At 70.4% G+C, this 19,889-nt stretch carries 20 protein-coding genes; 6 read left to right on the forward strand and 14 right to left on the reverse strand.

Going from position 1 to position 19,889, the window contains the following annotated elements:
• Positions 1 to 85 precede the first annotated feature (85 nt).
• Positions 86 to 565: a bacterioferritin gene (gene bfr, locus ACFYXB_RS12275; protein ID WP_351344990.1), complete on the forward strand. Its 480-nt coding sequence runs from the start codon at positions 86 to 88 to the stop codon at positions 563 to 565.
• A gap of 15 nt (positions 566 to 580) precedes the next feature.
• On the opposite strand, the gene ACFYXB_RS12280 is transcribed toward bfr, so the two are convergent.
• Together ACFYXB_RS12280 and ACFYXB_RS12285 are read right to left on the reverse strand one after the other, a co-directional pair.
• Entirely contained in the window at positions 581 to 853 is a 273-nt protein-coding gene (locus ACFYXB_RS12280; protein ID WP_351344987.1) for a (2Fe-2S)-binding protein, read from the reverse strand.
• 149 nt (positions 854 to 1,002) lie between these two features.
• Positions 1,003 to 2,355, reverse strand: a complete 1,353-nt coding sequence (locus ACFYXB_RS12285) for a class II 3-deoxy-7-phosphoheptulonate synthase (RefSeq protein WP_389580755.1) — start codon at positions 2,353 to 2,355, stop codon at positions 1,003 to 1,005.
• Positions 2,356 to 2,459: 104 nt separating this feature from the next.
• Here ACFYXB_RS12285 and ACFYXB_RS12290 point away from each other — a divergent pair, with 104 nt between their 5' ends.
• Positions 2,460 to 2,516 (forward strand): trp operon leader peptide, encoded by a 57-nt coding sequence (locus ACFYXB_RS12290; RefSeq protein ID WP_076973970.1) that lies wholly within the window; start codon positions 2,460 to 2,462, stop codon positions 2,514 to 2,516.
• A 93-nt stretch (positions 2,517 to 2,609) separates the two neighbouring features.
• The gene (locus ACFYXB_RS12295) at positions 2,610 to 4,544 is read left to right on the forward strand and encodes an anthranilate synthase family protein (RefSeq protein ID WP_389580758.1); all 1,935 of its coding nucleotides are present in this window, start codon (positions 2,610 to 2,612) and stop codon (positions 4,542 to 4,544) included.
• On the opposite strand, the gene ACFYXB_RS12300 is transcribed toward ACFYXB_RS12295, so the two are convergent.
• The 5 genes from ACFYXB_RS12300 to ACFYXB_RS12320 form a co-directional block, all read right to left on the reverse strand.
• Positions 4,496 to 5,491 carry a 2-hydroxyacid dehydrogenase gene (locus ACFYXB_RS12300; RefSeq protein ID WP_388506088.1) on the reverse strand — a complete coding sequence of 332 codons (996 nt, stop codon included), beginning with the start codon at positions 5,489 to 5,491 and terminating at the stop codon, positions 4,496 to 4,498. The two genes, ACFYXB_RS12295 and ACFYXB_RS12300, sit on opposite strands and share 49 nt — an antisense overlap.
• A gap of 65 nt (positions 5,492 to 5,556) precedes the next feature.
• Entirely contained in the window at positions 5,557 to 6,585 is a 1,029-nt protein-coding gene (locus tag ACFYXB_RS12305) for a 6-phosphofructokinase (protein WP_389580761.1), read from the reverse strand.
• Positions 6,586 to 6,722: 137 nt separating this feature from the next.
• Complete coding sequence (locus tag ACFYXB_RS12310) at positions 6,723 to 7,400, reverse strand: response regulator (protein WP_389580764.1); 678 nt, start codon at positions 7,398 to 7,400, stop codon at positions 6,723 to 6,725.
• Positions 7,397 to 8,638: a MacS family sensor histidine kinase gene (gene macS / locus ACFYXB_RS12315; protein WP_389580767.1), complete on the reverse strand. Its 1,242-nt coding sequence runs from the start codon at positions 8,636 to 8,638 to the stop codon at positions 7,397 to 7,399. Before macS ends, ACFYXB_RS12310 begins: the two co-directional genes overlap by 4 nt.
• 32 nt (positions 8,639 to 8,670) lie before the next feature.
• Complete coding sequence (locus tag ACFYXB_RS12320) at positions 8,671 to 9,381, reverse strand: lysophospholipid acyltransferase family protein (protein ID WP_351345400.1); 711 nt, start codon at positions 9,379 to 9,381, stop codon at positions 8,671 to 8,673.
• 164 nt (positions 9,382 to 9,545) lie between these two features.
• Between ACFYXB_RS12320 and ACFYXB_RS12325 the strand changes: the two genes are divergently transcribed.
• Both ACFYXB_RS12325 and ACFYXB_RS12330 read left to right on the forward strand, forming a co-directional pair.
• Positions 9,546 to 10,325, forward strand: a complete 780-nt coding sequence (locus tag ACFYXB_RS12325) for an alpha/beta fold hydrolase (protein ID WP_351344967.1) — start codon at positions 9,546 to 9,548, stop codon at positions 10,323 to 10,325.
• Positions 10,318 to 10,911, forward strand: coding sequence for a hypothetical protein (locus ACFYXB_RS12330; RefSeq protein ID WP_389580770.1), 594 nt, complete (start codon positions 10,318 to 10,320; stop codon positions 10,909 to 10,911). Before ACFYXB_RS12325 ends, ACFYXB_RS12330 begins: the two co-directional genes overlap by 8 nt.
• Here the strand turns inward: ACFYXB_RS12330 and ACFYXB_RS12335 are convergent.
• The 6 genes from ACFYXB_RS12335 to ACFYXB_RS12360 form a co-directional block, all read right to left on the reverse strand.
• Positions 10,908 to 11,654, reverse strand: a complete 747-nt coding sequence (locus ACFYXB_RS12335) for an endonuclease/exonuclease/phosphatase family protein (RefSeq protein ID WP_389580773.1) — start codon at positions 11,652 to 11,654, stop codon at positions 10,908 to 10,910. The two genes, ACFYXB_RS12330 and ACFYXB_RS12335, sit on opposite strands and share 4 nt — an antisense overlap.
• Before the next feature lie 139 nt (positions 11,655 to 11,793).
• A complete protein-coding gene (locus ACFYXB_RS12340; RefSeq protein WP_389580775.1) occupies positions 11,794 to 12,747 on the reverse strand; it encodes an ROK family glucokinase in 954 nt (317 codons plus the stop codon).
• A 54-nt stretch (positions 12,748 to 12,801) separates the two neighbouring features.
• Positions 12,802 to 13,299, reverse strand: a complete 498-nt coding sequence (locus ACFYXB_RS12345) for a DUF5304 domain-containing protein (RefSeq protein WP_389580777.1) — start codon at positions 13,297 to 13,299, stop codon at positions 12,802 to 12,804.
• Positions 13,300 to 13,430: 131 nt separating this feature from the next.
• Positions 13,431 to 14,600, reverse strand: a complete 1,170-nt coding sequence (locus ACFYXB_RS12350; RefSeq protein WP_351344952.1) for an ArsA-related P-loop ATPase — start codon at positions 14,598 to 14,600, stop codon at positions 13,431 to 13,433.
• Between the two features lie 166 nt (positions 14,601 to 14,766).
• Positions 14,767 to 15,210, reverse strand: coding sequence for an SRPBCC family protein (locus ACFYXB_RS12355; protein WP_389580780.1), 444 nt, complete (start codon positions 15,208 to 15,210; stop codon positions 14,767 to 14,769).
• A gap of 123 nt (positions 15,211 to 15,333) precedes the next feature.
• A complete protein-coding gene (locus ACFYXB_RS12360) occupies positions 15,334 to 16,131 on the reverse strand; it encodes a metallophosphoesterase (protein WP_351344946.1) in 798 nt (265 codons plus the stop codon).
• Positions 16,132 to 16,445: 314 nt separating this feature from the next.
• Here ACFYXB_RS12360 and ACFYXB_RS12365 point away from each other — a divergent pair, with 314 nt between their 5' ends.
• Positions 16,446 to 18,242, forward strand: a complete 1,797-nt coding sequence (locus ACFYXB_RS12365) for an AMP-dependent synthetase/ligase (RefSeq protein WP_389580783.1) — start codon at positions 16,446 to 16,448, stop codon at positions 18,240 to 18,242.
• A gap of 16 nt (positions 18,243 to 18,258) precedes the next feature.
• On the opposite strand, the gene ACFYXB_RS12370 is transcribed toward ACFYXB_RS12365, so the two are convergent.
• The gene (locus ACFYXB_RS12370; RefSeq protein WP_389580785.1) at positions 18,259 to 19,845 is read right to left on the reverse strand and encodes a GMC oxidoreductase; all 1,587 of its coding nucleotides are present in this window, start codon (positions 19,843 to 19,845) and stop codon (positions 18,259 to 18,261) included.
• Between the last annotated feature and the right edge of the window lie 44 nt (positions 19,846 to 19,889).

Here is a 19,889-nt window from a genome sequence, read left to right on the forward strand (position 1 = left end):
TACGCACTTACTGGACGATCTTCTGCGCCGGTGCAATCATTCGCCGCAAACTCCCCGTTTCCCCCATTCGGAAGGAGCCTCTGCGATGCAGGGCGACCCCGAGATCATCGAGTTCCTCAACGAGCAGCTCACCGGCGAGCTCACCGCGATCAACCAGTACTTCCTGCACGCGAAGATGCAGGAGAACTTCGGCTGGTACAAACTCGCCAAGTACACGCGGCACGAGTCGTTCGACGAGATGAAGCACGCCGAGGTGCTCACCGACCGGATCCTGTTCCTGGAGGGCCTGCCCAACTACCAGCGGCTCTTCCATGTACGGGTGGGACAGACCGTCAAGGAGATGTTCGAGGCGGACCGGCAGATCGAGGTGGAGGCGATCGACCGGCTGCGGCGCGGTATCAAGGTGATGCGCGAGAAGGGCGACATCACGTCCGCGAACATCTTCGAGTCGATCCTCGAGGACGAGGAACACCACATCGACTATCTGGACACCCAGCTGGAACTGCTGGAGAAGCTCGGCGAGGCGCTCTACATCGCTCAGATCATCGAGCAGCCGGAGAGCTAGGCCGCCTCGACAGAGCTACGCAGCCTCGTCCAGCCGCGCGGCACCGGCTTCGTCCAGCCTCGCGACCACGGGCTCGGACAGGATCGGCTTGCCCTGATCGGCCAGCTCACGGCGCGGGCACGCCCCACGGCCGAGGATCGCCTGGATACGCCGTACGCACGAACCGCAGTCGGTGCCAGCCTTGCAGGCCGACGCTATCTGGCGGGGGGTGCAGGCACCGTCCTCCGCGTGCTGCTTGACCTGCTGCTCGGTGATGCCGAAGCAACTGCAGACGTACACGCGGTTCACCTCCCACCGGGATCGGTCGTTATTGCCATCCCGTTGATCGGTGAGGCTAACCTAACCTTACCTGTCACACAGGACCCGTAAAAGTAGGCTGGGGCGCGGATCGTATGTGATCCGCGCCCCACCTCACGTCCCGGTAACAGGCCCTCCGGTCACTGGTCCCTGTACATCTCGGCGACGAGGAAGGCCAGGTCGAGCGACTGGCTGCGGTTCAGGCGCGGGTCGCAGGCCGTCTCGTAGCGCTGGTGCAGATCGTCGACGAAGATCTCGTCGCCGCCGCCCACGCACTCGGTGACGTCGTCACCGGTGAGCTCCACATGGATGCCGCCCGGGTGCGTGCCCAGCGACTTGTGGACCTCGAAGAAGCCCTTGACCTCGTCGAGCACGTCGTCGAAGCGGCGGGTCTTGTGACCGGAGGCCGCCTCGAAGGTGTTGCCGTGCATCGGGTCGGTCACCCAGGCCACGGTGGCGCCCGACGCGGTGACCTTCTCGACCAGCTCGGGGAGCTTGTCGCGGACCTTGTCAGCGCCCATGCGGACGATGAACGTCAGCCGGCCCGGCTCGCGCTCCGGGTCGAGGCGCTCGATGTACTGCAGCGCCTGCTCGGCCGCGGTCGTCGGGCCGAGCTTGATGCCGATCGGGTTGCTGATCTTCGAGGCGAACTCGATGTGCGCGCCGTCCAGCTGCCGGGTGCGCTCACCGATCCACACCATGTGGCCGGAGACGTCGTACAGCTTGCCGGTGCGGGAGTCGACCCTGGTCAGGGCGGACTCGTAGTCGAGGAGCAGCGCCTCGTGCGAGGCGTAGAACTCGACCGTCTTGAACTCCTCCGGCTCGGCGCCGCAGGCCCGCATGAAGTTCAGCGCGTTGTCGATCTCGCGAGCGAGCTGCTCGTAGCGCTGGCCGGACGGGGACGACTTCACGAAGTCCTGGTTCCAGGCGTGCACTTGGCGCAGGTCGGCGTAGCCGCCGGTGGTGAAGGCGCGCACCAGGTTCAGCGTGGACGCCGAGGCGTTGTACATCCGCTTCAGCCGCTCCGGGTCGGGGATGCGGCTGGCCTCGGTGAAGTCGAAGCCGTTGACCGAGTCGCCCCGATACACCGGGAGGGTCACGCCGTCGCGGGTCTCGACCGGCTTGGAGCGCGGCTTGGAGTACTGACCGGCGATACGGCCGACCTTGACCACCGGCACGGACGCGGCGTACGTCAGCACGGCACCCATCTGCAGCAGCGTCTTGAGCTTGTTGCGGATGTGGTCGGCGGAGATCCCGTCGAAGGCCTCGGCGCAGTCGCCACCTTGGAGGAGGAACGCCTCTCCCTTGGCGACGGCCGCCAGCCGGGAGCGCAGCAGGTCGCACTCGCCCGCGAAGACGAGCGGCGGATACGACTCGAGGTCCGCGATCACTGCGCGCAGAGCCTCGGGGTCGGGGTACTCGGGCTGCTGCGCCGCGGGCAGGTCTCGCCAGGTGTTGCCAGCGCTCGCGCTGGTCTTAGCGTTCACGGTCACGTCCTCAACATTACGGGGTCGTGTCGGGCGTCCCGCCCCATGCTCAGCAATTGAGACACCGGGTACACCAGTCGGACACGGGGGCTTGGGGTACGCTGCCTGGCATGTTCGCGCACTCGATCCAGAACTGGTGGTGGACCGCTCATCCGGCGGCCCACTGACTGCGCGTACGCAAGAATTCGCGAAGGCCGCCCGAGGGGCGGCCTTCGGCGTTTCCGGAGTCCGCTCCTCCCAGCGAGAAGGAAAACGGACCCATGCAGTTGCTCGACCTGCTCGAGGATCCCCGCCCGTTCGCCCTGCTGCGCCGTCGTACACCGGGCCATGACGAGAACACCGTGGAGGTGTTCCTCGGCCCGGTCGGCACGTACGACCGTCTCGCCGACCTGCCCGACGAGGGGCTGGCGCTGATCCCGTACCGGCAGATCCGCGAGCGGGGCTTCGACGTCCGCGACGACGGCACGCCGCTGGCGGTGCTGACGCCGACCGAGTCGTACTCACTGCCTCTCGCGGAGGCCCTGGCCCAGTTGCCGACGCACGAGGTGCGCGTCGAGGGCGGCGGCTTCGACGTCGGGGACGAGGAGTACGGCGGGATCGTCGGGCGGGTGCTGCGCGAGGAGATCGGGCGCGGCGAGGGCGCGAACTTCGTGATCCGGCGGACGTACGAGGGTGAGATCCCCGGGTTCGGCCGGGCCGACGCGCTCGCCCTGTTCCGGCGGCTCCTCGAGGGCGAGCGGGGCGCGTACTGGACGTTCGTCGTGCACACCGGAAATGAGCAAGGGCCCGAAGGACCTTCCTTGGAAGGCCAGGGGCGGAAGACGGGCGGGCGGACGCTGGTCGGGGCGAGTCCCGAGGTGCATGTGCGGATGTCCGGCGGGACGGTCGTGATGAACCCGATCAGCGGGACGTACCGCTATCCCGCCGAGGGGCCGACGCCCGAGCATCTGCTGCGCTTCCTCGCCGACGGCAAGGAGATCGAGGAGCTGTCGATGGTCGTCGACGAGGAGCTCAAGATGATGTGCACCGTCGGCGACATGGGTGGTGTCGTGATCGGCCCGCGGCTGAAGGAGATGGCGCACCTCGCGCACACCGAGTACGAGCTGCGCGGCAAGTCGTCGCTGGACGCGCGGGAGGTCCTGAAGGAGACCATGTTCGCCGCGACCGTCACCGGGTCGCCGGTGCAGAACGCCTGCCGGGTCATCGAGCGGCACGAGACTGGTGGGCGCGGTTACTACGGCGGGGCGCTGGCCCTCCTCGGCCGCGACTCCGGCGGGGCCCAGACCCTCGACTCCCCCATCCTCATCCGCACCGCCGACATCGACCCGGCCGGCCGCCTGCGCGTCCCGGTCGGCGCGACGCTCGTGCGCGGATCGGACCCGGCGAGCGAGGTCGCGGAGACCCATGCCAAGGCGGCGGGGGTGCTGGCCGCGCTGGGCGTACAGCCGTCCCGGCCGCGCGCGGAGTCCGTACGACCGCGGCTCGCCGACGACCCCCGGGTGCGGGCCGCGCTGGACGGCCGCCGGGCCTCCCTCGCCCCCTTCTGGCTGCGGATGCAGGAGCGGTCCCAGGTCCTGACGGGCCACGCGCTGGTCGTGGACGGCGAGGACACCTTCACGGCGATGCTCGCGCACGTGCTGCACTCGGGCGGCCTCGACGTGACCGTCCGGCGCTACGACGAGTCGGGTCTGCGGGACGCGGTGCTCGCACACGAGGGCCCGGTCGTGCTCGGCCCCGGACCGGGTGACCCGTCCGACCTGGACGACCCCAAGATGCGGTTCCTGCGGGGGCTGACCGCCGAGGTGCTCCGAGGGCACCGGCACGCGGTGCTCGGCGTGTGCCTCGGGCACGAGCTGATCGCGGCCGAGCTGGGGCTGGAGATCGTCCGCAAGGAGGTGCCGTACCAGGGGGCGCAGACGACGGTCGACCTGTTCGGGCGCCCCGAGACCGTCGGCTTCTACAACAGCTTCGTGGCGCACTGCGACGACGAGGCGCTGCGGGAGCTGGCCGCGCACGGCGTCGAGGTGAGCCGGGCGGCGAACGGTGAGGTGCATGCCGTACGGGGGCCGGGGTTCGCGGGCGTCCAGTTCCATCCGGAGTCGGTGCTGACGCTGAACGGGGCCGCGGTCGTCCGGGACCTCATCGGTCAGCTGCGCGGCACGAGCACGTTCTCCGAGCGGCGACCGGCCTCGTAGTCGAGGACGTTGCACACCGTGGCGTGGATGATCTGGCCGACGGCGTCCTCGGTGTAGTACGCCTGGTGCGAGGTGACCAGGACGTTGGGGAAGGTGACCAGGCGGGCCAGGGTGTCGTCGTCGACGGCCTCCAGGGACTTGTCGAGGAAGAACAGGCCCGCCTCCGCCTCGTAGACGTCGAGGCCGACACCGGTGAAGCGGCCCTCGCGCAGTTCGGCGACGAGGGCCGCGGTGTCGATGAGGCCGCCGCGGCTGGAGTTCACCAGGATCGCGTCGTCCTTCATGGACTTGAGGGCGTCCGCGTCGATGAGATGGCTGGTCTGGGGCATCAGCGGCACATGCAGGCTGATGAGGTCGGACTCGGCGAGGAGCCGCTCCTTGGGGACGTACGTCATGCCGAGTTCCGCACAGGCCGGGTTCTCGGCGATGTCCCAGCCGAGCAGGCGCATCCCGAAGCCGTGGGCGATCCGGGCGAACGCCTCGCCGATCTTGCCGGTGCCGAGGACGCCGGCGGTGCGGCCGTGCATGTCGCGGCCCATCAGTCCGTCGAGCCGGAAGTCGAAGTCACGCGTGCGGGTGGAGGCGCGGACGATACGGCGGTTGACGGCCATGGCCAGCGTCCAGGCGAACTCGGCGACCGAGTACGGGGAGTAGTACGAGACGCGGGCGACCGTGATGCCCAGGCGCTCGGCGACGTCGAGGTCGATGTTGTTGAAGCCGGTGGAGCGCTGGGCGACCATCTGGGTGCCGCCGACCGCGAGGGTCTGCATGACGCGGTGGCCGAGGTCGCAGTTGACGCTGGTGCAGATCACTTCGTGGCCGGCGGCGATGGGGGCGGTGTCCTCGTTGAGGAAGACGTCCACGCAGCGGACGTCGTGGTGACCCTGGAAGGCCCGCTCGATGAGAGGCATCTCGTCGGACTGGACACCGAAAGCCACGATCTCCACAACTGCTCCCGCCGTACTGGGCCATGGGCCGCCGAATATACGGCCCACAGCCCCGGAGCGCCGGTTCAGCCGAAGAAGACCCCCACCTCCGCGTACAGCTCGGGATCCACCGTCTTCAGTTTGGATGTGGCGTCCGCGATCGGGACTCGGACGATGTTCGTGCCGCGCAGAGCGACCATCTTGCCGAAGTCGCGCTCGTGGACGGCGTCGATGGCGTGCAGGCCGAAGCGGGTGGCGAGCCAGCGGTCGAAGGCGCTCGGCGTGCCGCCGCGCTGGACGTGGCCGAGAACCGTGGTGCGGGCCTCCTTGCCGGTGCGCTTCTCGATCTCCTTGGCCAGCCACTCGCCGACGCCGGACAGCCGCACATGGCCGAAGGAGTCCTGCGACCCGTCCTTGAGCACGACGTCGCCGTCCTTCGGCATCGCGCCCTCGGCGACGACCACGATCGGGGCGTACGACGCCTTGAACCGCGAGGTCACCCAGGCGCACACCTGCTCGACGTCGAAGCGGTGCTCGGGGATGAGGATGACGTTGGCGCCGCCCGCGAGCCCGGAGTGGATGGCGATCCAGCCGGCATGACGGCCCATCACCTCGACGACCAGGACGCGCATATGGGACTCGGCAGTGGTGTGCAGCCGGTCGATGGCCTCCGTGGCGATGCCCACGGCGGTGTCGAAGCCGAAGGTGTAGTCGGTGGCGGAGAGGTCGTTGTCGATGGTCTTCGGCACGCCGACGCACGGCACGCCGTACTCGTCGGCCAGCCGCGCGGCCACGCCCAGGGTGTCCTCGCCGCCGATGGTGATGAGCGCCTCGACCTCCTGCTTGGCGAGGTTCTCCTTGATGCGGCGGATGCCGTCCTGCATCTTGAGGGGGTTGGTCCGGGAGGAGCCGAGGATGGTGCCGCCGCGGGGCAGGATGCCGCGCACGGCGGGGATGTCGAGGCGGACCGTGTCGCCTTCGAGGGGGCCCCGCCAGCCGTCCCGGAAGCCGACGAAGTCATAGCCGTATTCCTGGACGCCCTTGCGGACGACGCCCCGGATGACGGCGTTGAGTCCGGGGCAGTCGCCGCCTCCGGTCAGTACTCCGACCCGCATGGAATTGTCCCTTCGCCGCGGTTACCTGACGCTCACTCACGGTAAAGGTGGGTCACGTCACACAGCGAGAGGCGGGCAGGGTGATTCCAGTGAATTGTCGGAACGCCGCTCAGTCGGCCGGTGTCACGTCGGCCGGTCTACTCCTCGTCGAGCCCGCGCTCTATCGCGTACCGGACCAGTTCGACCCTGTTGTGCAGCTGGAGCTTGCCGAGGGTGTTCTGGACGTGGTTCTGGACCGTGCGGTGGGAGATGACGAGGCGTTCGGCGATCTGCTTGTAGCTCAGGCCCTTGGCGACCAGGCGCAGCACCTCGGTCTCGCGGTCGGTCAGCCGCGGTGCGCCCGGCGCGTCCGTGTCCGGGGCGGGGCCGGGCTCGGCTGCCAGCCGCCGGTACTCGCCCAGGACCAGTCCGGCGAGGCCGGGCGTGAACACCGGGTCGCCGACGGCCGTACGGCGCACCGCGTCCAGGAGTTCCTCGGTGGAGGCCGACTTCAGCAGATAGCCCGTCGCGCCCGACTTCACGGCTTCCAGGACGTCGGCGTGCTCGCCGCTGGCCGACAGCACCAGGACGCGCAGCGCCGGGTCGGCGCCGACCAGTTCCTTGCAGACCTGGACGCCGGGCTTGGCGGGCAGGTTCAGGTCCAGGACGAGGACGTCGGGACCGACGGCCCGTGCGCGGCGCACTGCCTGCTCGCCGTCCCCGGCGGTGGCGACCACGTCGAAGCCCGACGCGGTCAGGTCCCGGGCGACCGCGTCGCGCCACATGGGGTGGTCGTCGACCACCATGACCTTGATCGGGCCCTGCTGCTGCGTCATCGCCGCTCCGCCTTCCCCCGCGCCTTTTCGGCGTCCTTCGGTACCTTCAGTTCGACCTCCGTGCCCTGGCCGGGCACCGAGATCAGCTCGGCACTGCCGCCCAGGTCGCGCAGCCGACCCCGGATCGACTGGGCCACCCCGAGCCGCCCCTCGCCCTCGGCCTGCGCGAGCCGCCCCTCGGGGATGCCGGGGCCGTCGTCCCTTACGGTCACCACGACCGCGTCCGGCTCCTCCTCGACCAGGATCCAGGCCCGCGCGTCCTCCCCGGCATGTCTGCGCACATTGTCCAGGGCGGCACCGACAGCGGCGGCCAGCTCCCGCGCGGCGCCGGGCGGCAGCGGCACCGGGGCACCGGGCTCGGCGAGGCTGACCCGGGCACCGGCGTACGGGGCGAGGAGCGTGCGCAGATCGACGGGGGCGGTGGGGTCGACGGCGTCGTCCGGTTCTTCCACGGCCCGTACGACCGCGCCCTCGGCCGCGTCCTCCGAGGCGCGCGAGACCGGGACCATGCCGCCGGAGACCAGGGTGCGCAGGGCCACCTCCTGCTCCCCCGCCATGCGTCCCAGTTCCGCCGCCTCCCCGCCGAGCACCGCGCCGCGGCGCTGCACCATCGTCAGCACCTGGAGCACGCTGTCGTGGATGTCGCGGGCGAGCCGCTCCCGTTCCCGGGTGGCGGCCTCGATCTCCAGGGCACGGGCCAGGGTGCGCTCGGAGGCACGGGCGACCTCCACGACGTACCCGATGGCGATGGAGGCGACCCAGACGAGGATCACGTTGTGGACCGTGTCGCGGGCCGGGACGCCCCGCTCGAACAGGTTGGCGCAGGCCACGATGGTGGACGCGAACGCCGCCCAGCGCCAGCCGCCCTTGATGGCGAAGGCCAGCACGGAGCCCGCGGTCCATATCGACGGCAGGGTCGGACCGCCCTCGGCGACGTGATGGCTGTGGGCGAGCGGGGTGAGCAGGATGCCGGTGAGCGCGATCGTCAGGTCGACGGCGAGGAAGCGCTTGGTGCAACTCGCCGCGCCCGCCACCCTGGGAAGGGTGGCGAAGGTCCACACGAACAGGACCGCGAAGTAGGCGACGGCGACCCAGGGGTTGTCGTCGCGGTCGTGCCGGTCGTACGCGCTGACGTACAGGCCGATGGCGTACAACATCGTCAGGACGCGGTACCCGGCGAGCGCACGCCACAACGGCTGCTCGACGGACATCCTCATGACGCGCTCGCGTCCGGCCACGCCCCCCACCCCCCGGTGCCCGTCTGCCCTGTCTAGGACTCGGTCTTCGCCTTCTCTGCCTTCTCCGCCTTGGCCGCCTCCGCGATCTGCCGCTTGGCCGCGGTGGCGTACATGTCAACGTACTCCTGGCCGGAGAGCTTCATGATCTCGTACATGACCTCGTCGGTCACCGCGCGCAGGACGAAGCGGTCGTGCTCCATGCCCTGGTAGCGGCTGAAGTCGAGCGGCTTGCCGATGCGGATGCCCGGCCGCATCAGCTTCGGCATCACCTTGCCGGGCGGCTGGATCTTCTCGGTGTCGATCATCGCGACGGGGATGACGGGCGCGCTGCTGGCGAGCGCCACGCGCGCGAGGCCGCCGGGCTTGCCGCGGTACAGCCGGCCGTCGGGCGAGCGCGTGCCCTCCGGATAGATGCCGAACAGCTCACCGCGTTCGAGGACCTCGAGGCCGCTCTTGATGGCGGCCTCGCCCGCGCCTCGCGCGCCGGAGCGGTCCACCGGGAGCTGGCCGACGCCCTTGAAGAAGGCCGCGGTCAGCCGTCCCTTGATGCCCGGCGTGGTGAAGTACTCCGCCTTCGCGATGAAGGTGACCTTGCGGTCGAGCACCGCGGGCAGGAAGAACGAGTCCGAGAAGGACAGGTGATTGCTCGCCAGGATGGCGGGGCCCTCGGCCGGGATGTTCTCCATCCCCTCCACCCAGGGCCGGAAGGCGATCCTCAGCGGTCCCCCGATGGCGACCTTCATCGTGCCGTACAACAACCGCGTGCCTCCTGTTTCCGTCGCTCAGACCTTAACCCGCGGCGGGGTGGAAGGAGCCGACGACCCTGGTCGGTGTCAGTGCGGTCGCGTACGGTGAATCACATCCGCAGTCGTCGTTCACGTCCCGCTCATGAAGAGGAGCCCCAAAGGTGCCGGTCCTCCCCGGAGCCGAGCCGTACCACCACGAGGGCACAGAGGTGGGTGTCCTCTTCTGTCACGGCTTCACCGGCTCGCCCCAGTCGCTGCGCCCCTGGGCGGAGCACCACGCGGCGCACGGCCTGACCGTGTCGCTGCCGCTGCTGCCCGGGCACGGCACGCGCTGGGAGGACATGCAGCTCACGGGCTGGCAGGACTGGTACGCGGAGGTGGACCGCGAGCTGCGCGTCCTGCGCGAGCGCTGCGCGGTGGTGTTCGTGACGGGCCTGTCGATGGGCGGGGCGCTGGCGCTGCGGCTGGCCGCCAAGCACGGGGACGCGATCGCCGGCGTGGTGGTCGTCAACCCGGCGAACAAGGTGCACGGCCTGTCGGCGTACGCCCTTCCGGTGGCCCGGCACCTGGTGCGCACGACGAAGGGCATCGCCAGCGACATCGCGAAGCCGGGCGCGGCGGAGGTGGGGTACGACAGAGTGCCGTTGCACGCGGCCCACTCCCTGCGGAACTTCTTCCGGCTGCTGGACGGGGAGTTGCCACAGGTCACCCAGCCGCTGCTGCTCCTGCACAGCGCCCAGGACCATGTGGTGCCGCCCGCCGACTCGGCCCGCGTGCTGAGCCGGGTGTCGTCGACGGACGTGACAGAGATAGTGCTGGAACAGAGTTACCACGTGGCGACGTTGGACCAAGACGCGGACCGGATCTTCGAGGAGAGCCTCGACTTCATAGACCGGCTCGCACCCAGTGTCGGCAAGGAAGGGACGGCCTCAGTTGGCTGAGCACGACTCCGACCGCGAGGACCGCGAGCCGGACGAGCAGGGCGTGCCCTTCGACGAGGAGGCCGCCTGGCAGGCGATCGTCTCCGGGTACGGCGACGAGCCGCCGGATCCGCCGGGCGCCAAGCCGTTCAAGGCGATCGAGGATCTCGCGCTGCCCGAGACCGGGCCGAACGAGCGGCACGACGACGCCGCCGACGACGCGGACTCCGACGCCGCCGACACCGGGGAGCAGCAGCCCGCCAAGCCCGTGGGCAGCTCCGTCGCGTTCGCGCCGGGTGTCGGGCCGCGTGACTACACGGCGCCCGAGCCGTCCGAGGACGATTTCGAGGAGGACGACGAGGGCCACTTCGTGCCGCCCGAGCCGCCGCCGCTGCCCATGGCCGACACGACCGCCAAGTTCGCCTGGCTGGGCGTGGTCGGCGGGCCGATCCTGCTTTTGGTGGCGGTGCTGCTCGGCTGGGACATGACGTGGTGGCTGACGACGCTGGGCATCGGCGGCTTCCTCGGCGGGTTCGTCACGCTGGTGACACGGATGAAGACGGACGACGACGAGGACGACGATCCGGGGCGCGGCGCGGTCGTCTAGTGCGCGGGGATTCTGAGGGCGGCCAGGACCGGAAGGTGGTCCGTGGCCGCCCTCAGGTCTGTGTCGGTGACGCCGGGGAGGGCGAGAGGTACTCCGCAGCCCAGCACCTCGATGCCCTTCGTCGCGAAGATCGCGTCGATGCGCTGGTGGGGTGCGCTGGGCGTGGACGTGTATTCGCCGCCCCAGGGGACGGTGGCGAAGCAGTCCTGGAGGCCATCCGCCAGGCGCCGGAAGGTGCGGTCGCCGGGGCGTTCGTTGAGGTCGCCGCCCGCGATCGCGTGTCCGACGCCCATGCCGGCGAGCCGGTCGAGGAGCATGCCGCCCTGCTCGTAGCGCTCGTCCTTCTGCAGAGAGAGGTGGCAGCTGAGCACGCCGAGGCGGGCGTCGCCGAAGCGGACGACCGCGGTGGCGAAGCCGCGGCGGTGCAGGCCGGGGGTGAGCGGGAGGAGTACGTCCTCGCTGCGCTCGACCGTGGCGCGGAGGTTGCAGAGGATCGCGGGGCCTGCGGCGGTTGCGCCACCGGTGAGGATCACCTGGCCGGAGGCGGCCGCGAGGCGGGCGAGTTTCTTGCGCCAGCGAAAGAAGCGGGGGGCTTCCTGGACGAGGACCAGGTCGGGGGCGCAGGCGGTGATGACTCGGGCGAGGGCGGTGGTGTCGTCGCGCATCGAGCGGATGTTGTAGCTCAGTACGCGGACGACTGCGGAACCGTCGGGCTCAGTGTGGGAGTTGGGGAGCGGCGACATGTGGATCAATGTACGCCCACTGGCTCGGGGCGCGAGGTCTTGTGCGCGACTGCCGGTCGTCGGTGGCTGGTCGCGCTCACGCGGCGGAGCCGCATGTTTACACAGCCCCGCGCCCCTGAGGTAAGGAAAGCCGGCGGAGTTACATGATCGGATCCGGCTCGCGCGCCAGGTCCGCCGCGCCCACCAGCCCCGCCTCGTTGCCCAGTTGGGCCGCGATCACCTCGGCCACCGGGCGCCAGTTGCCGCCGACCAGCCAGCGCTTGTACGACTTCCGGATCGGGTCGAGGACCAGTTCGCCTTCGTCGGAGAGGCCGCCGCCGACGATGAACGCGGAGGGGTCGAAGAGGGAGGCCAGGTCGGCGAGGCCGGCGCCGGCCCAGCGGGCCAGTTCGCGGTAGGAGTCGACGGCGACCGGGTCGCCCTTGCGGGCGGCCGTGGAGATGTGCTTGCCCTCGATGCCGTCGGGGGTGCCGTCGCCGAGGCCGAGGAGGATCTCGGCGCTCTCGGGGGTGGCGTTGGCGCGCTGCTTGGCGTAGCGGACGAGGGCACGGCCGGAGGCGTACTGCTCCCAGCAGCCCTGCGAGCCGCAGCCGCACAGCAGGCCGTCCGGGACCATGCGGATGTGGCCGAACTCGGCGGCCACGCCGAAGTGCCCGCGGCGCAGCTTGTTGCCGATGATGATGCCGCCGCCGAGGCCGGTGCCGAGCGTGATGCAGATGACGTTGCGGTGGCCCTTGCCCGCACCGAACTTGTACTCGCCCCACGCGGCCGCGTTGGCGTCGTTCTCGACGACGACAGGGAGGCCGACTCGGGCCTCGACCTTCTCCTTCAGCGGCTCCTGTCGCCAGTCGATGTTCGGCGCGAAGTACACGGTGGAACGCTGCCGGTTCACATAGCCGGCCGCGCCGATGCCCACGCCGACGATCTCGTGCCCGGCGCGCGCGCCCTCGACGGCGGAGGCGATGGCGTCCACGATCCCCTCGGCGGTGCCCGGGGTCGGCACCTTGTGGGTCGAGAGGATGTTGCCTTCCTCGTCGACCACGCCGGCCGCGATCTTCGTGCCGCCGATGTCGACGCCGATGGTGAGTCCCATGAATCCCTCAGTTCCGGTCGAGCCCCGCTACGGCCAACCGTACCCGAGGCCCTGTCAGTCCAAGTCGATGCGTTCCCCGCCGCCGGTGCCCTCGCCTCGGTCGCGGTCGTCGCGTGGGTCGTTCTTCACGTCGTGCGTACGGCTCGTCCAGCGGTGCTCCTGGGCCTCGACGGCGGAGCGGTAGGCCGCCAGCAGTTCGTTGCCGGCCGCGGCCAAGTGGTCGAAGAAGTCCGGGTTGCGCTCGATGACGGGCTCGACGGCGGACTTCGCCTGCTGGACGACCTGCCGCACCACCTGCTGGGCGGCGGGTCCGGCGACCGGCCCGAGGAGCGGGGACTGGAGGCCGGACAGCTTGTCGGCGACGGCGTCGACGAATTTGCGCAGTTCCTCGGCGGCCGAGCCCGGGGGCGGGCCGTACTCGGCGCGGCGGCGGGCCTTCTCCGCCGCGAGGTCCTCGGCCACCGCCGTGGCCCAGGCATCGGCGTCGGTCGTCCGCACCTTTTCGGCCGCCTCCGCGTCCGGGGCGTCAGGTGTGGGGCGCTCTTCGCTCATGACGGACTCCTGACTACGGTTCGTCCCTACGACGTTACCCGAATGGGCGTGCGTCCTTCATCGTGTGCGGGCCGGACTTCACCGTGCTCGGGCCGGGCGCGGCCGTCGCTCCGGTGCCGGGCGAGCGGGAATCACCTCGCGCGCGGCCACAGGTCCGGATCCGGTGCGAACCGTATGCGCAGTTCATCCTCCCGCAGCGCGGCTCCGGCGACGGTGCAGCGGCGCAGGGCGGAGGGGAGCGGGACGAGCCGGCGGAACGGGCCCGCCGTGATCACGAGTTCGTCGCCGCGCCGGATCAGGTCGAGTTCTTCGCGTATCGCGCCGGGCAGCGGGATGTGCCAGACGAGCACGCCGTCCTCGGCGATGCGGTCGGCGACGGGCCACTCGACCGTGATGGGGCGTGTGTCGGCTCCGGGTACGGCGAGGGCGGCGAGGTCGTCGGTGCCGCGCGGGTCGCGGCCGAGGTGGGCGACCGGGTGGACGTCGTACGACTCCCGCCAGTCGGCGAGGGTCTTGCGCTGCTGGGCGACGAGGCCGGCGAGCCAGGTGTCCGGGGCGGTCTCGGGCAGCACGCGGTTGGCGACGACGGCCTCGGTGCGCAGACCGCGCAGGGCGAGGCCGAGGGTCGCGGCGCGTACGGCGTCGGCGCCGGCCGGGCCGGGTTCGGCGACGAGTCGTACGGCGGTGTGGCGGTCGGCGACGACGGCCTCGACGGCGGCGAGTTCGACGTCCCAGCGGGCTGCCGTCTCGTACAGCCACTCGCTGGGCATGGGGACGCCGGCGAGGCGGCCGAGGACGGGGCGCAGCGCTCGGGCGGCCTGGCGCTCGGGCGGGAGGAGGCGGCGCAGGTAGCGACGCAGTTCCTCCGGGAGGGAGAGGAGGGCGAGGGCCTGGGGGGTGGGCGGGAGGTCTACGACGAGGAGGTCGTAGCGCTCGGAGAGGGCGGCGTCCCTGAGGGCGCGCAGGAAGGACAGTTCCTCGGCGCCGGGGAGGGGGGTGACCTCCTCGGTGTCCAGGTGGGTGGCACCGAGGAGGTCGAGGACGTTCGCGGCGCGGGTCTGGAAGGCGGTGAGGTCGTCGCGGAAGCGGGCGGCGGGGTCGGGGCGCCAGGCGGTGAGGTGCGGTGCTACCGGCGTGGGGGCCGGTCCGGTCTCCGCGCCCAGAGCCGCGCCGAGGGTGTCCGTACGGTCCGCGCTCAGGACGAGGGTTTCGTGTCCCTCACCGGCAGCGCGTAGCGCTGTGGCGGCGGCGACGGTCGTACGCCCGCTGCCGCCCGGGCCCGTGATCAGGATGGTGCGCATGAGGGTGAACGGTAACGGAACGGTTCGCCGCGCCGGGGCTGGGCGGGGGGGTCGCTTGCCCGCGCTGGCGGGGTGCCTCCCCCACTCTCGGCTTCGCTCGAGCGGGCGGACCCTCATCGCCCACCCGTGCCGCCCTGCGTCACGACTGCCCGCAGCCGGGAACGGCTTACGCCTCCCCCGACTCCACCCTCTTCTTCAGTCCCGCCAGCGCCCTGTCGATGATGACCTTCTCCGCCTTGCGCTTGATCATGCCGAGCATGGGGATCTTGACGTCCACCGTGAGCTGGTAGGTGACCTCCGTGGCGCTCGAGCCCGCGGGCTTGAGGAGGTAGGAGCCGTCCAGGGAGCGCAGCATCTGGGACTTGACCAGGGTCCAGGAGACCTCGTGCTCGCCGGTCCAGGTGTAGGCCAGGGTCTGGTCGTCCTTGATGGCACCGGCGTCCATGACGAGGCGGACCTGCTCGGCGCGGCCCGCGCCGTCGGTCTTGAGGACCTCCGCCTCCTTCACCTCGCCGGTCCAGTCCGGGTAGCGGGCGAAGTCGGCGATCACCCCCATGACGTCGGCCGATGCCGCCTCGATCGTGATGCTCGAGCTGGTGTGTTCCGCCATCGCCGTGGCTCCTCCAGATGCGGGCCGGTAATGAGGTCGCTGGTGCGCGGACGTGCGCACGTGTGTGCAGCGTGAAGGCTACCGCGCAGGCGACCGGCCGACTTCACCCCCTTCTGCGGCAGCTCACCATTCGAGGGCCCAGGGCCGTCCGTTGCCGGCGAAGTGACCGACGTTCACGCACTCGGTGGCGCCGATCCGCATCCGCCGCACCAGTGGCTGGTGGACGTGCCCGAACAGGGCGTAGCGGGGCCGGGTGCGGCGGATCGCGGCCAGCAGGGCGCGGCTGCCGCGCTCGAAGCGGCGCGCCACGGTGTCGTAGACCAGTTCGGGAACCTCCGGCGGGATGTGCGTGCACAGCACGTCGACCTCGCCGACCGCCTCGATCTTCGCGGCGTACTCCTCGTCGCTGATCTCGTACGGCGTCCGCATGGGCGTGCGCAGGCCGCCGCCGATGAAGCCGAAGGTGCGGCCGCCGATCTCCACGCGTTCGCCGTCCAGGACCGTGGTGCCGTTTCCGGCGTATTCGCGAAACAGGGGCGGCATGTCGACATTGCCGTACGTCGCATACGTCGGGGTGGGGAACGCGGCGAACATCTCCGCGTACTGCTTGCGTACGGCCTTCTCGATCGCGGTGGCCCGGTCGCCGCCGATGCCCGCCCACAGCCGGGCCCCGAACTCGCGCGCCTCCTCGTAGTGCCGGGCGGTGCGCAGCTCGACGATGCGGTCGGCGTTCTCCACGCCGAACAGGTCGGGGAAGATCCCGCGGGAGTGGTCGGCGTAGTCGAGGAAGAGCACGAGGTCGCCGAGACAGATCAGGGCGTCCGCACCCTCGCCGGCTCTGGCCAGGTCACGGGCGTTGCCGTGCACATCGCTGACCACGTGGACGCGCGTCCTTCGGTTACCGGCCGGTGTGGGTGCCATGGCGATCAAGCGTAGGCGTGTGCGGCATACGTGAACAGTGGCGGCGGGACCCCCGGTTACTGGCCAGTTGGGAAAAGCGTGGACTACTGTGCGCGAAGGAACACCAATCTTTGTGACGCAGCGAACATCTCGCCGGACCCCCCTGTCGAAGACGCCATACCGGCGGGTAACGTCCGGGCAGTCCAGTCGTGCTCTGGATTTCAACCACCGAGCCCAAGGCTCGTGGTGATCCCCGGAGCACCTGCCCGAGCCTTGGACCGCACCGTCGCATCACACAACGTCGTGGCGCCGGCGCCCTATGAGGAGCAGCAGTCTTGCGCGAGTTCAGCCTTCCGGCTTTGTACGAGGTCCCTGCGGACGGAAATCTGACCGACATCGTCCGCAGAAACGCCGCGCAGCATCCCGACGTCGCCGTCATCGCCCGCAAGGTCGGCGGTGTCTGGCAGGACGTGACGGCCCAGGCCTTCCTGGCCGAGGTGCACGCCGCCGCCAAGGGGCTCATCGCCTCCGGCGTACGGCCGGGCGACCGGGTCGCCCTGATGTCCCGCACGCGGTACGAGTGGACGCTGCTGGACTTTGCGATCTGGAGCGCGGGCGCGGTCACCGTGCCGGTGTACGAGACCAGCTCGCCGGAGCAGGTGCAGTGGATCCTGTCCGACTCGGGCGCCACCGCCTGCGTCGTGGAGATGGACAACCACGCCGCCGCCGTCGACTCGGTGCGCGACCGGCTGCCGGCTCTGGCCAACGTCTGGCAGATCGAGCGGGAGGCCCTGGCGGAGCTGGGCCGGCTGGGCGCCGACATCGCCGACGCGACCGTGGAGGAGCGCAGTTCGCTCGCCAGGGCCGACGACCCGGCGACCATCGTCTACACCTCCGGCACCACCGGCCGCCCCAAGGGCTGTGTGCTCACGCACCGCAGCTTCTTCGCCGAGTGCGGCAACATCGTGGAGCGGCTGCGCCCGCTGTTCCGCACGGGCGAGTGCTCGGTGCTGCTCTTCCTGCCGCTCGCGCACGTCTTCGGCCGGCTGGTGCAGATCGCGCCGATGATCGCGCCGATCAAGCTGGGCCTGGTTCCGGACGTCACGAACCTCACGGACGAGCTGGCGTCGTTCCGGCCGACGCTGATCCTGGGCGTGCCGCGGGTCTTCGAGAAGGTCTACAACTCGGCGCGTGCCAAGGCGCAGGCCGACGGCAAGGGCAAGATCTTCGACAAGGCCGCGGACACCGCGATCGCCTACAGCAAGGCGCTGGACACCCCGTCGGGCCCGTCGCTCGGTCTGAAGATCAAGCACAAGACGTTCGACAAGCTGGTCTACAGCAAGCTGCGTGCGGTGCTCGGCGGCCGGGGCGAGTACGCCATCTCCGGCGGCGCCCCGCTGGGCGAGCGGCTCGGCCACTTCTTCCGCGGCATCGGCTTCACGGTCCTTGAGGGCTACGGTCTGACCGAGTCCTGCGCGGCCACCGCGTTCAACCCCTGGGACCGGCAGAAGATCGGCACGGTCGGTCAGCCGCTGCCGGGCTCCGTCATCCGCATCGCCGACGACGGAGAGGTGCTGCTGCACGGCGAGCACCTGTTCGCGGGCTACTGGAACAATCAGGCCGCGACCGCCGAGGCGCTGGCCGACGGCTGGTTCCACACCGGTGACATCGGCACCCTCGACGAGGACGGCTACCTCAGGATCACCGGCCGCAAGAAGGAGATCATCGTCACCGCGGGCGGCAAGAACGTCGCTCCGGCCGTGATCGAGGACCGTATCCGGGCACACGCGCTGGTCGCGGAGTGCATGGTGGTGGGCGACGGGCGGCCGTTCGTGGGCGCGCTGGTCACCATCGACGACGAGTTCCTGGGCCGCTGGGCCGAGGAGCACGGCAAGCCGGCGGGCTCCACCGCGGCGTCGCTGCGCGATGACCCGGATCTGATCGCGGCGATCCAGGCCGCTGTCGACGACGGCAACGCCGCGGTGTCGAAGGCGGAATCGGTGCGGAAGTTCCGCATTCTGTCCTCCCAGTTCACGGAGGAGTCGGGCCACCTCACGCCGTCCCTGAAGCTCAAGCGGAGCGTGGTGGCGAAGGACTACGCGGACGAGATCGAGGGGCTCTACCAGAAGTAGCCACCGGTACGACGGTTCATGGCGCGGTGTCCTCGGCGAGGACCCGCGCCATGGTGCGTTCGGCGAGCGCGGTGATGGTCACGAAGGGGTTCACCCCGATCGAGCCGGGCACGAGCGAGCCGTCGGTGACGTACATCTTCGAATATCCCTTCACCCGGCCGTAGTTGTCGGTGGCCTTCCCCAACACGCAGCCGCCGAGCGGGTGGTACGTGAAGTCGTCGGCGAACACCTTGCTGCCCGAGCCGAACAGGTCGTACCGGTAGATCGTCGCGTTGGCCGCGTTGATCCGGTCGAACAGCTTGCTGGCCATGGCGACGGAGACCGCGCTCTGGGCCGCGGTCCAGCCGAGTCTCACGCCGCCCGTGGCGGAGTCGTAGCTGAACGCCGCCCGCTCCGGGTTCTTGGTGATCGCCAGATAGAGGCTGACCCAGTGCTCGAAGCCCATGGGAAGCGGGGCGATCTCGGCGAAGACCGGGTTGTCGGCGTTGGCCCAGTCGTCGATGCCCAGCACCGGCATGGTCGACTGGTTGGCGCCGACCGTGTCCCAGATGTGGTTGGCGCGGCCCAGCATGGTGTTGCCGTTGGTGCCCCAGCCGCCGCCGACGGCGGGGGCCAGATCCGGCAGGGCGCCCGTCTCCCGGGCCCGGACGAGGAGTTCGCTGGTGCCGAGGCTGCCGCCGCCGAGGAACAGATACGTGCAGCCGTACTGCTTGGTCTCGACGACCGCGCCGGTGATGTCCCTGCGCTCGGTGGTCAGCAGCCAACTCCCGTCGCCCGCACGGCTGATGGCGGTCACCTTCTCCAGACTGTGGAGGGTGACGTTGCCGGTGCCGAGCGCGGCGGCGAGGTACGTCCTGTCGAGGCTGCGCTTGCCCTGGTTGTTGCCGTAGATGACCTCGCCGGCGAGCGCCGACTTCACGGCCGTACCGGCCGCCTCGCGCTGCATGTAGCCGAAGTCGTAGACGTTGGGCACGAAGGTGGTCTTCAGGCCGGCGTTGCCGGCGGCCTTCCGGGAGGTGCGCGCGAACCTGTACCACTCGGTCGACTCGAACCACGCCGGGTCGACGGTGTTGACGCCGAGCATGGCGCGGGCGCGCGGGAAGTACGTGCCGTACATCTCGTCGGCGTCCACGGTGGGGAACTGCTCGGTGAAGTAGGACCGGAGCGGGGTGACCGCCATGCCGCCGTTGACCAGCGAGCCGCCGCCGACGCCGCGGCCGACGTACACGGACATGGCGCCGAAGTGCACGCGGTCGAGGACGCCGGGGTAGGAGGGGATGGCCTTGTTGACGACGTCCAGCCACAGGAAGGTGGCGAGCGGGGCCTCGGTGCGGGTGCGGAACCACATGGACCGCTGGTCGGGGGCGCTGGTGGAGCAGAAGACCTTGCCGTCGGAGCCGGGGGTGTTCCAGAGCCGGCCCATTTCGAGGACGAGGGTGCGGATGCCGGCCTCGCCGAGGCGGAGGGCGGCGACGGCGCCGCCGTAGCCCGAGCCGACGACGATCGCGGGGGCGGCCTCGATCGCGTCGGGCTCGGCCGCGCGGGCCGACTGGAGACCGACACGGGTGAAGCCGAGGGAGGCCGCCGTCTGAAGGGCGGCCATACCTAGGATCTGACGTCTGGTCAGTTGACGCTGCATCAGTTTTG

Source organism: Streptomyces sp. NPDC002619, from assembly GCF_042889305.1.
In the GTDB taxonomy this organism is placed as follows: Bacteria; Actinomycetota; Actinomycetes; order Streptomycetales; family Streptomycetaceae; genus Streptomyces.

Coding starts and splice junctions, on each gene's coding strand:
- bfr (WP_351344990.1), top strand. CDS start 86: ATGCAGGGCGACCCCGAGATCATCGAGTTCCTCAACGAGCAGCTCACC.
- ACFYXB_RS12295 (WP_389580758.1), top strand. CDS start 2,610: ATGCAGTTGCTCGACCTGCTCGAGGATCCCCGCCCGTTCGCCCTGCTG.
- ACFYXB_RS12305 (WP_389580761.1), bottom strand. CDS start 6,585: ATGCGGGTCGGAGTACTGACCGGAGGCGGCGACTGCCCCGGACTCAAC.
- ACFYXB_RS12310 (WP_389580764.1), bottom strand. CDS start 7,400: ATGACGCAGCAGCAGGGCCCGATCAAGGTCATGGTGGTCGACGACCAC.
- ACFYXB_RS12320 (WP_351345400.1), bottom strand. CDS start 9,381: ATGAAGGTCGCCATCGGGGGACCGCTGAGGATCGCCTTCCGGCCCTGG.
- ACFYXB_RS12335 (WP_389580773.1), bottom strand. CDS start 11,654: ATGTCGCCGCTCCCCAACTCCCACACTGAGCCCGACGGTTCCGCAGTC.
- ACFYXB_RS12340 (WP_389580775.1), bottom strand. CDS start 12,747: ATGGGACTCACCATCGGCGTCGACATCGGCGGCACGAAGATCGCGGCC.
- ACFYXB_RS12345 (WP_389580777.1), bottom strand. CDS start 13,299: ATGAGCGAAGAGCGCCCCACACCTGACGCCCCGGACGCGGAGGCGGCC.
- ACFYXB_RS12350 (WP_351344952.1), bottom strand. CDS start 14,600: ATGCGCACCATCCTGATCACGGGCCCGGGCGGCAGCGGGCGTACGACC.
- ACFYXB_RS12355 (WP_389580780.1), bottom strand. CDS start 15,210: ATGGCGGAACACACCAGCTCGAGCATCACGATCGAGGCGGCATCGGCC.
- ACFYXB_RS12360 (WP_351344946.1), bottom strand. CDS start 16,131: ATGGCACCCACACCGGCCGGTAACCGAAGGACGCGCGTCCACGTGGTC.
- ACFYXB_RS12370 (WP_389580785.1), bottom strand. CDS start 19,845: ATGGCCGCCCTTCAGACGGCGGCCTCCCTCGGCTTCACCCGTGTCGGT.